Source organism: Streptomyces sp. NPDC056222, assembly GCF_042264065.1.
In the GTDB taxonomy this organism is placed as follows: domain Bacteria; phylum Actinomycetota; class Actinomycetes; order Streptomycetales; family Streptomycetaceae; genus Streptomyces.
On sequence record NZ_JBHJTL010000035.1, the window covers coordinates 62,458 to 73,317 of the forward strand.

Annotated in this window: 7 protein-coding genes and 1 riboswitch; of the genes, 4 read left to right on the top strand and 3 right to left on the bottom strand. The window is 70.9% G+C overall.

What is annotated here, in order from left to right; translation table 11 throughout:
* The first annotated feature begins 66 nt into the window (after nt 1-66).
* The 4 genes from ACFC0D_RS18650 to ACFC0D_RS18665 all read left to right on the top strand — a co-directional run bounded on the left by ACFC0D_RS18650 (nt 67) and on the right by ACFC0D_RS18665 (nt 6,614).
* Nucleotides 67-1,662 (top strand): flavin-containing monooxygenase, encoded by a 1,596-nt coding sequence (locus ACFC0D_RS18650; protein ID WP_376436756.1) that lies wholly within the window; start codon nt 67-69, stop codon nt 1,660-1,662.
* Nucleotides 1,663-1,893: 231 nt separating this feature from the next.
* The gene (locus ACFC0D_RS18655; RefSeq protein WP_376436759.1) at nt 1,894-3,918 is read left to right on the top strand and encodes a phosphocholine-specific phospholipase C; all 2,025 of its coding nucleotides are present in this window, start codon (nt 1,894-1,896) and stop codon (nt 3,916-3,918) included.
* Nucleotides 3,919-4,193: 275 nt separating this feature from the next.
* Nucleotides 4,194-4,379, top strand: a riboswitch (cyclic di-AMP (ydaO/yuaA leader).
* Nucleotides 4,380-4,383: 4 nt separating this feature from the next.
* The gene (locus ACFC0D_RS18660) at nt 4,384-5,286 is read left to right on the top strand and encodes a transglycosylase SLT domain-containing protein (RefSeq protein WP_376436762.1); all 903 of its coding nucleotides are present in this window, start codon (nt 4,384-4,386) and stop codon (nt 5,284-5,286) included.
* A 176-nt stretch (nt 5,287-5,462) separates the two neighbouring features.
* A complete protein-coding gene (locus ACFC0D_RS18665) occupies nt 5,463-6,614 on the top strand; it encodes a hypothetical protein (RefSeq protein ID WP_376436765.1) in 1,152 nt (383 codons plus the stop codon).
* Nucleotides 6,615-6,751: 137 nt separating this feature from the next.
* Here ACFC0D_RS18665 and ACFC0D_RS18670 read toward each other — a convergent pair whose 3' ends face one another.
* From ACFC0D_RS18670 to ACFC0D_RS18680, 3 genes are all read right to left on the bottom strand, one after another.
* Nucleotides 6,752-7,924 (bottom strand): hypothetical protein, encoded by a 1,173-nt coding sequence (locus ACFC0D_RS18670; protein ID WP_376436767.1) that lies wholly within the window; start codon nt 7,922-7,924, stop codon nt 6,752-6,754.
* A gap of 155 nt (nt 7,925-8,079) precedes the next feature.
* The gene (locus tag ACFC0D_RS18675; protein ID WP_376436770.1) at nt 8,080-10,356 is read right to left on the bottom strand and encodes a DPP IV N-terminal domain-containing protein; all 2,277 of its coding nucleotides are present in this window, start codon (nt 10,354-10,356) and stop codon (nt 8,080-8,082) included.
* Nucleotides 10,357-10,422: 66 nt separating this feature from the next.
* Nucleotides 10,423-10,860, bottom strand: a 438-nt coding sequence (locus tag ACFC0D_RS18680; protein ID WP_376436772.1) for a DUF4097 family beta strand repeat-containing protein, incomplete at its 5' end; no start/stop codon positions are given.

Consider the following 10,860-nt stretch of genomic DNA (forward strand, 5'->3'; position numbering starts at 1 on the left):
GCCCAGGGTCAAGAATCTGTCGTCCGGAGTCAATTCCTGCTCCGTGTTGCTTCCGACACTAAGAACATGACGACGAGCACCGGTCCATCCTCCACGCCCTCTCCCTCCTCCGTACTGCCCGAGCACATCGACGTCGTGGTCGTCGGCGCCGGCCTGTCCGGCGTCGGTGCGGGCTACCGGCTCCGGACGGAGTGCCCCGACCGCTCCTTCGCGATCCTCGAAGCCCGGCAGAGCATGGGCGGGACGTGGGACCTCTTCCGTTACCCGGGTGTGCGCTCCGACTCGGACATGTTCACACTGGGGTACCCGTTCAAGCCCTGGCGGGACTCCAAGGTGCTCGCCGACGGCGCATCCATCCTCGGCTACATCAAGGAGACCGCCGCCGAGTTCGGCATCGACCGGCACATCCACTACGGCACGCGCGTCCTGGCCGCCGACTGGTCCTCGCCGACGGCCCGGTGGACGCTCACGCTGGAGCACACGGACGCACACGGCGAGGTGACACGGCAGACGCTGACCTGCGACTTCCTGTACACCTGCGCGGGTTACTACAACTACGAGCGGGGCCACTCCCCGGACTTCCCGGGGATCGATTCGTTCGAGGGGCGGGTCGTGCACCCGCAGTTCTGGCCCGCGGACCTCGACCACACCGGCAAGCGCGTGGTCGTCATCGGCAGTGGGGCGACCGCTGTCACCATCGTGCCCGCCATGGCCGGCCGGGCCTCGCACGTCACGATGCTCCAGCGCACCCCCACCTGGATCAGCTCGCTGCCGTCGAGGGACGTGGTGGCCGATGCCGTGCGGGCGGTGCTGCCGGCGAAGGCGGCGCACCGGGTGGTCCGTACGAAGAACATTCTGTTCACCATCGGCGTGTACCAGTTCTGCCGCCGCGCGCCGAGGACGGCACGGCGTGTCCTGAGCGGCCTGAACCAGCGTGTCCTGCGGGACGAGGGGCTGATCCGGGAGCATCTGACGCCCAGTTACGACCCTTGGGACCAGCGGCTCTGCGCCGTTCCGGACGCCGATCTGTTCCATGCCCTGAAGAGGGGCGAGGCCGAGATCGTCACCGATCGCATCGACCGTTTCGTGCCGGAGGGGATCAGGCTGACATCGGGCCGGGTGCTGGAGGCCGACGTCGTCGTGACGGCCACCGGACTCGAACTGCTCGCCTTCGGCGGCATCGAGCCGACGGTGGACGGCCGGCCGGTGAAGCTGTCGGACCAGTTCGTGTGGCAGGGCACGATGCTCACGTCGGTGCCCAACTTCGCCTTCTGCATCGGCTACACGAACGCTTCCTGGACGCTGCGCGCCGACCTGACCTCACGCCTCGTCTGCAAGGTGCTCAACCACATGGGCGGGCGGCGGTACGCGGCGGTGGTGCCGAAGCCGGAGGGCACGCTGCGCGAGCGGCCCCTGCTCGACCTCGCCTCGGGCTACGTCCGGCGCTCGATCGACGCCTTCCCGCGTCAGGGCGACCGGAGCCCGTGGAAGGTCCGCCAGAACTACGTCCTGGACGCGGCGACCACGATGCGCACGAACCTGGACCGCACCCTGGCACCGACCCCCCTGGCGCAGGTGCTCGCGGCCCGAACGGCAGAGAAGCACACCGAGGCGGCCGCGGACCGCGTCGGGGTGTCCGCGCCGCCCGTCAGGAGGCCGTGAGGCGAACCGGGGCAGGGCGGAGCCTCACTCGTCGCCCGCGAGGCTCCGTCGTGCCGCAGTCCCACACGACCGCGTGTCATTGGTACGGCATCTCACCAATCACCACCATGCAACTGCCGCCCATCGGAAGTTCACCCAAGAATTACCGCACGGATCTATACCTTTAAGCCACCCTCCCTCATCCTGTCCACGGTGTGCCGCTGGGGCACGCAGTGACGCGAGAGGCGGGGCATGACTCCCATCAGCCGCAGGGGATTCGTCGGGATCGGGGCAGGTCTCATGGCGGGCGCCGCCCTCCCCACGGGCACGGCATCGGCCACCGCCGCGGCCGCCACCGGCACGCTCACCGACGTCAAGCATGTCGTGATCCTCATGCAGGAGAACCGCAGCTTCGACCACTACTTCGGCCGGCTGCGCGGCGTCCGCGGCTTCGGCGACCGGGCCGCGGGCAACATCCCGGGCGGCTGGGGCACGTTCAACCAGCCCAACTGGGGCGGCCGCCAGTACCCGTGGAAGCTCAGCGCCACCCCGCCCGCCGGCGGCGTCGACGGCGAGACCCTGGCCCAGTGCAACGGCGACCTTCCGCACAGCTGGACCTCGCAGCACGCGGCATGGAACGCGGGCCGTATGGACAACTGGGTGACCGGCGTCGGCAACACCCGCACCCTCGGCTATCTCGACCGCGGTGACATCCCCTTCCACTATGCCCTCGCCGACAACTACACGATCTGCGACGCGTACTTCTGCTCGGCGCTCAGCGCCACCGGCCCGAACCGCACCTTCCTGTGGAGCGGCAGGATCGACGCCTCCAGCAAGGACGGCGGCGACGAGTCCGGGCTCACCTGGGAGACGTACGCCGAGGCGCTCCAGCGTGCCGGAGTGAGCTGGAAGGTCTACCAGAACGCGCAGGACAACTACGGCGACAACGGCCTCGCGTACTTCAAGAAGTTCACCGACGCGCGGCCCGGCGACCCGCTGTACGACCGCGGCATGGGGTCGGTTCCCAAGGTCACCGGCTCGACCCCGGACGACATCGCCGCCGCGATCCGCGCCGACGTCGTCGCCGGCACGCTCCCCCAGGTCTCCTGGGTCGTGGCCAACGAGGCCTTCTCCGAGCACCCGTACGCCCCGCCCGGCGACGGCGCGCACTTCGTGGACCTCGTCTACCGCGCGCTCGCCGCGAATCCCGAGGTGTTCGACGGGACGGTCCTCTTCCTCAACTACGACGAGAACGACGGATTCTTCGACCACGTCCCGCCGCCGGTCGCGCCGCCCGGAACCCCGGGCGAGTACCTCGACGGCGTCCCGATCGGGCTCGGTTTCCGGGTCCCGATGCTCGTCATGTCCCCGTGGACGCGTGGCGGCTGGGTCAGCTCGGAGGTCTTCGACCACACCTCCGTCCTGCGGTTCATGGAGACCTGGACGTCCGCCCTCGGCACCCCCGCCGCGTGCCCCAACATCAGCGCCTGGCGGCGCAAGGTCACGGGCGACCTGACCGGGGTCTTCGACTTCGGGAACCCCGTCTTCGGCGTTCCCGCGGGGCTCCCGTCCACCGCCAAGGTGATCGGGCAGTCGACCTGCGCCCCCCTGCCCAACCCGGTCCCGCAGGACAACGCCCTGCCCGCGCAGGAGGCCGGCACCCGCCCGGCGCGCGCCCTGCCGTACCAGGTCAACGGCAACCTCGACCGGTTCGAGTTCGGTGCCGCGGGCAAGATCCTGGCCTGGTTCTCCATGACGAACCAGGGCTCGCAGGCGAAGCGCGCGGCGCACTTCACGATCCATCCGCACCAGCACCGGTCCACGGCGGCGTGGCAGTACACCGTCGACGCGGGCACGACGTCCACGGACTACTTCAACATCGGGACGGGCTCGGGGTCGGGCAAGTACGACATCTCGATGATGGGCCCCAACCGCTTCCTGCGCCGCTTCATCGGCGACGCCTCGAAGCCGGGCAAGGCGATCGAGGTCGCGGCGCGCTTCGCGACCGAGCCGGGCACGGGGAAGACGGCGATCTACTTCGCGATGAAGAACGCCTCCACCACTCCGGTGACGTTCACCATCCGCTCGAACGCCTACCGCTCCGACGGGCCGTGGACGTACACGGTGGCGGCGAACTCCTCGCGCGAGGACCACTTCAACGCCGTGGCGTACCACAACGGCTGGTACGACTTCACCGTCCTCGCCGACATCGACGGCACCTGGTCGCGCCGCTACACGGGCCACATCGAGACCGGCACCGCGAGCATCACAGGCTGACACACAGCCGCACTCCCCACCAAAAGGGACACAAGGGTCTTTATTATCCCTTGTGTCCCTTTTCTCAACTCACCTGAATTTACCCTAATGACCGATTTGACACCCCTGGTGAGATGAATCACGCAAAGGGCCTGCAACCATCTCCTCGCACCTTCCGTCCCCTTGCCCTTCAAGGAAGTTCGGCGGGGTGGGCGCGGCGGAAATCCCCTCGGCGAATTACCCACGTACGCGACGTCTTGTTTCTGTCGACATTTCTCGCCTACGGTCACCTCGACCCGGACGGATCGCCGAATCCTGCCACCGTCCGAAAAGACCGATCATTCACCCGAAGGCAGGAGCGGGGGACCCACTATTCGCCGGTCCGGATTCTCCGGAGCGGCTCGGGGTGAAGTCGCACGTGTGCGGCCGGGCATCTCCAGCCCGAACCCGACAGCTCACCCCGCAGGCGCCGGAGAGGAATGCATCATGCCCGCACACGGTAAGCACCGGCGCCCCAAGCGACGTCCCCTGACCCGCGGTATCGCCCTTGCGAGCACGGGTGGCGCCGCACTGGCCCTGCCCCTGGTCGCCACGGCCACCGCTCATGCGACGCCCCAGACGGCCCCCGCGACCGCCCCCGCCGAGAAGACCGTCTTCAGCGCCCCGGCGAAGATCGCGGAATCAATTCCGGCCGCCCAGAATTCTGCCGCCAAGATTTACAAGGTCGTCCGCGGCGACTCCCTTTCGGTGATCGCGCACGAGCAGGACGTCCAGGGCGGCTGGAAGGCCCTGTACCGCGCGAATCGCAGCGCCGTGGGTGACAACCCGTCACTTATCCACCCTGGCCTCGAACTGACGCTCAGCGGGAAATCCGCCACCGCCCCGAAGCAGCCCAAGCAGTCGAAGTCCTCGGCCCGTTCGGACGCCGACCGGGCCGACCGCTCGCAGCAGCGGAGCACCGCTCCGGCCAAGGCCGCTCCCGCCAAGGCCGCTCCCGCGAAGCCCGCCGCCGCGGCTTCCGGGAAGGCCGCCGCCGCAGCCCCCAAGGCCGCCCCGGCGAAGACCTACGCCAACAACCTCGACGGCTGGATCCGCGAGTCGCTGGACGTCATGGCGCGCTACGGCATCCCGGGCTCGTACGACGGGATCCACCGCAACATCATGCGCGAGTCCTCGGGCAACCCGCAGGCCATCAACCTCTGGGACTCGAACGCCGTCAAGGGCACGCCGTCCAAGGGTCTCCTCCAGGTCATCGAGCCGACCTTCCTCGCCTACCACGTGCCGGGCACGTCGATGGACCTCTTCGACCCCGTCGCCAACATCACCGCGGCCTGCAACTACGCCGCGGACCGCTACGGCTCCATCGACAACGTCAACGGGCCGTACTGATCCCCTGCTCCGCGTCGACTCCACGCCCCGGCCCCGGTCCCTCATGGGCCGGGGCTTCGGCGTCCCGCCAAGCGGTCTGGGGCATTCCGTCCCCATGTCGCGTTCATGGCGTGCACCATGGGCGACTGATGATCCGCGACGGGGATCGCGGATCCCGTCCCTGGGGGGAACGACGTATGAAGAGAACGCTTGCCCTGTGCGCGGCCGTCGCCGCGGTGTCCGGTCTGCTCACGGTTGCCGGTCCGGCCGTCGCCCAGACGCCCGGCGCGACCGCCTCACGGTGCACGTCCGGCCCGACCGTACTTCCCTCGCTCCCGCCGGACGCCCGTGGCGGGATCTCCACCGAGGGCGTGCACGATCTCGGCCCGCGCGGCCTGGCCGTGGGCGCGAGCGGCGGCCTGCCGGTGTACTGGAGGGGTGAGCGGCTGCACCGTGTGCCGCTGCCCGAGGGCTACGACGAGGGTGCTGTCCGAGCCGTCAACCGGCAGGGACTCATGGCCGGCTGGGTGGGCCGCCGCTCGGACGGTTCGACCGCCCTGTTCAGCTACCGCCCCGGGGCCTCGTCGGTGCGGCTGTTCGCCGAGGGGGTGCCACGGGGCGCGTCCGATGTGGACGTCGACGACGCCGGGCGGATCGCGGGCGTCGACAGCGACGGCACGGCGAAGGTGTGGCGGGACGGGAAGGTCACGCGGACCCTGGCGCTGCCGCCGGACGCGGGACCGGGCACGGTCGTGACGCGGATCACCGGTGTCAACGCGCGCGGCGATGTGATCGGCGCGGCCGAGCAGTCGTACGACGGCCCCGACGGTTTCACCTGGAGCTCCTTCCCGGTGCTGTGGCCGGGGGACGGCGGCCCGGCCCGTGCGCTGCCGGTCGCGCGCGCCGAGTATCTGGTCCACAACATGGCCGAGGGCATCGACGACGCCGGGCGGGTCGTCGGGTACGTCTCGGTCAGCGACCGGTTCGACCCGGAGAGCGAGCCCTGGTCGTGGGCGCCCCCGTTCCAGGATCACGGCTCCTCCCCCGGCCTCCTCGCCGGGCAGGAGGAGGGTGAGTTCGGTGCGATCAGCCCGACGACGGGCGTCGCAGTGGGTACGGCGACGACCCACCGGGAGGGCGCCCCGCTGCTGCCCTCCCAGGCTCAGTTGTGGCCGGGGCACGGCCCGGTCCTCGCGCTGCCGTCGCTCGGCGCGGACCGCGACGCGACGGCCCGCGCCGTGTCCGACGACGACCGGGTGGGCGGAGTCGCCGTCGACGCGTCGTGGGTGGCCCGTCCGGTGATCTGGAACTGCGCGAGCCGACAGGCGTACGTGCCCCCGGGCTCGTAGCAAAGCCGGCAGGCGATGTCGGGGCGCGGACGGCCGCACCGGGTCCGTCCGCGCCCCTGACCGGTTGGGGGCGCGGACAGGGCACGCCAGGTCCGCGCCCCGACAGGTCAGTCGTCGGGAGGTCGGGCGTCGGCAGGTCAGGCGTCGAGCCGTGGCCGGGCGGACTCCGGTACGGAGGTCGTGGCGTCCGTGGTCCTGGTGCGGCCCACGGACACCCGAAGCGTCACGGCAGCCGCGACGCCCGCCACCAGGCCCCAGGTCAGGGCGGCCGGCACGCCTCCGCCGAGGACGGCGGACATGTGCAGGAGCCCCCAGCGCAGGCCCGACCCGTCCGTCGCGATCCGCAGGAGCTGGCCGGCCAGCAGCGCGAGGACGGTCGCGCAGACCGCGCCCGCCGCCATCGCCGGGACGGTGACCCGGGTGAGCAGCACAGGCAGCCGGCGCAGCGCCCACCACACGACGACGAGAATCAGCACGTCGGCGGCGCGGTACAGGAGCCAGTCGCCGAGCTGCACGCCCGCCGGGCTGTCCCATGCGCCGAGCAGCAGCCACTGCCGCAGGAGATCGCCCGGTTCGGCGAACAGCCCGCCGTCCGGGGAGACCGTCTGGATGGCGGCGGCGACCGGCTGGTACGAGAGGACCACCAGGGACAGGGCGATCACAGCGGTCCCGACGGTGGCGGCAAGGCGGGCGGCCCGAGCGGGGACCACCTCCTGCGGCACCGGACCGGCACCCTTCGCGGTGATGCGCGCGACGGCCACGGTCACGACCGCCGTGACCAGTGCGGTCGCCACCAGGGCCTGCCGCCCGGTGGAGATCACGCTCGCCAGCTGGGGCAGGATGCGGTAACTGCCGCGCCCGTGCGAGGCGATCAGCCACGGTGCGGAGACGGCGACGGCGAGCGTCCCGACCACCAGACCCCAGGCCCACAGTGCGAGCAGCGCCGCGGTCAGCCTGCCCCGTACCGGCGGCAGCCTGCGGATCAGGAGCAGCGCCCCGGACACGAAGAAGGCGAAGACCGCGAAGAACCGGATCTGCATCGCGGTGGCGTACAGGCCGAGGTAGCGGTCGGCGTCGGTCACGGCCGTGTCCCCGATCGCGCCGGCCTCTGCGTCGAACCGGACCGAGGCCGGTGGGTCGTACGACCAGGGAAGCAGCCAGCGCTCGAGCTCGGCGGCGACCTGACCGCCGAGGACGCCGGCGGAGCCCGGCAGATGAAGTGCCTGCGCACTCGCTCCCGCCCACCACAGCAACGCCGTGAGCAGCAGCCCTCCCACCAGTGCCGGTATCGCCGCGCGCCGGTATGTCATGTACGTCCCCCGTTGTGATCGGACCCCGTGCTTCCCCTTGCCGGGTGGAGGTTACGGGTTGTTGATCACATGCGCATCACCAGCCCATGTGCGACTCGACTGTTGACGTTGCGCCGGAGGAGAGCGAAGACGCTCTCCTCCGGCGCGTGTCAGGCTCAGCCGAACATCTCGCCGAGCAGCTCGGGGCCGATGGCGATGGGGGCCGGGCGGTACGCAGGAGGCTGCGTACCCATCAGCTCGCGCACCAGGAAGTCCCAGCAGCGGGTGCGGACATGGGCCAGGCAGTCGATGAACGTGTGCTCGGCGCCGGGCACGATGTGCAGCTCGAAGTCCTTGCCGGCGGCGAGGAGCCGGTCGGCGAGCCGCAGCGTCTGCTCGGGGTGGACCTGGTCGTCCATCTCGCCGTGGATGAGCAGCAGCTTGCCCGCCAGCCGGTCCGCGAGCTCCAGGCTGGAAGTGCGGGCCCAGGCCTCGGGATTGTCCGCGCCGTCGTACGTCTCCACGAAGCCCAGGTTGAAGTGGAGGGCGTCGTGCGAGCCGGCGAGGGCGACTCCGACCTTGTACACCTCGGGGAAGTCCAGCATCGCCCGCGCCGCGGCGAACCCGCCTCCGGAGTGGCCGAACACTCCCGTCCGGTCCAGGTCCATCCAAGGCCGGGTCTCGGCCAGCTGCCGCAGGGCGGCAGCGTGGTCGGCCAGGCAACCCGCGTCGGCCAAGTGACCGTAGGAGGCGTCATGGAAGGCCTTGCTCCGCCCCGGAGTGCCTCGCCCGTCCAGCGCCACCACGACGAAGCCCAGTGCCGCGAGGGGTTCCGCGTCGAGGCCCATGCCGCCGGGGTCGAAACACGGGGCGACCCGGGTGACCTGCGGGCCGGGGTAGACGTTGTCCACCACCGGGTAGCGCTCCGCGGGGTCGAACCCCCGCGGCCGGTACAGCACGCCGTAGATGTCCGTCACGCCGTCGGCCGCCTTGACGCGGAAGCGCTCCGGAGCCGTCCAGCCGGTGGCGACGAGCTTGCCGATGTCGGCGCGCTCCAGCTCGACGAGGACCCGCCCGCTCCAGTCACGCACGCTGGTCACCGGCGCGGTGTCGACGGTGGACGCGGAGTCGATGAAGTACTCCGGGTCGTCCCCCATGGTGACGATGTGGTCCAGTTCGTCGTCCGTGACCTTGGCGAAGCCGGAACCGTCCAGGCCGACACGGTACACGGTGCGCCGGTAGGGATCCTCGTCCACCAGACCGGTGACGGTGAAGTACACCGCCCGCTCGGTCTCGTCGACGCGCAGGATCTGCCGAACCGTCCACTGCCCGGAGGTGACCTGCCCCAGCAGTGCGCCGGTGCGCAGGTCGTACCGGTACAGGTGGCCCCAGCCGTCCCGCTGCGAGTACCACAGGACTTCGTCGGCACGGACCCGCACGATCGGCGGCTCGTACATCGACTGGTTGGGCTCCACCCGGGTGGCCCCGGTCTCGCTGAGCACCGTGGTGACCTCGCCGGTGACCGGGTCGAGGCGGTACAGGGTGAGCGTGCGCAGGTCGCGGGGCCGGCCGAGGTAGTACACCGCGGAGCCGTCCGGGGCCCACCACGCCCACTTGGCCATGATCGGCGACATCACCGGCATGAGCAGCGGGTCGGCCTGCGCGCGGACCACGGTGCCCTCGGCGACGTCCAGCACGACCAGTTCGGCCAGCGGCATGTTCTCGTCCCCGGCGTAGGCGAACCGCTGGGTGTGCAGGCGGGGCGCGCCGCCGTCGGCGGGCCGGGCCTCCACGAGGTGGGTCTGCCGGACGCTGCGCTCGTCGGTGCGGTGCGCGAGGACCTTCGTCGAGTCGGGCGACCACGCCACCGCCGGCGGCAGGTGCGGCAGGCCTATCTTGCGCAGCAGGGTGCCGTTGCTCGTGCAGTCCGGGCCGTAGCCGTACCCGTGGTCGGGTACGCCGTCGGTGGTCAGCGCCCACTCACGCCCGTCGGAGAGCGAACGCGCCCACAGGTCGTGCCCCCGCCGGGACACCGCGACCTTCCTGTCGGGCGACGGGACTTCGAGGGGGTTGCCCGGAGGGGTGAACTCGGCCCGCTCGCAGACATAACTGTCCAGTCCACAGCGCCAGTACTCGCCGAGCGCGAAGAACTCCACGGCGTTACCGGCCCATTCGACGGCCATGAACGGCAGGGCTTCAGGGTCGACCCGCTGCCCGGAGGCATCGGCCAGCGCGGTGGCGAGCAGGGCGTGGTCGAAGGCCGGCTCGCGCGTTCCCGCCGCCGGGTCGACGAGCACGAACCGTCTGCCGACACCATTGCTCACCGCGTACCAGAAGCGGGCGCCACCGTCGATCCACTGCGGCCTGACCTTGTCGCCGACGACGAGCTCGCCGGGGCGGGCGGGCCGGCGCAGGAGCTGCTCGGCGGCCTGGTAGTCCTGAGTGGTACTCATGCTTGGTGTCCGTCCTTGGTGTCGATCGGTGTTGATCTTGATCGGGGCCACGCCTGGCCCAGCGCTTCAGAGGCTGCGGGCGGTGATGTCGCCGTGGGCGGTGGTCGCGTGGATGGTCAGGCCGGGGGTGCCGTCGGTGTTCTGGAGGGCGTTGTGGATCCGGCCGTAGGCGGTGCCGGCGTCCAGCGCGGCGGAGACGCCGTGGGCGGCGCCGACGGAGATCCCGCCGGATTCGGTGTGCAGGGTGACAGTGCCGCGCACGGCCTCGGTGACACGGAGGTCGCCCTTCTGGGTACGGATCTCCGCGTCGCCGCCCAGACGGCCGACCGCGATGTCACCAGCCTGGAGGGTCAGGCGGGCGCTCGCGGCCTCGTCGAGCTCGACCGTGCCCTGCGCGGACTCGAAGGCCACGTCACCGAGCCGTCCGGTGCTGCGGAGTTCGGCGTCGGCGCCCTTGGCCTCGACGCGGGAGCCGGCCGGCAGCTGGACGGTGACCTCGACGTA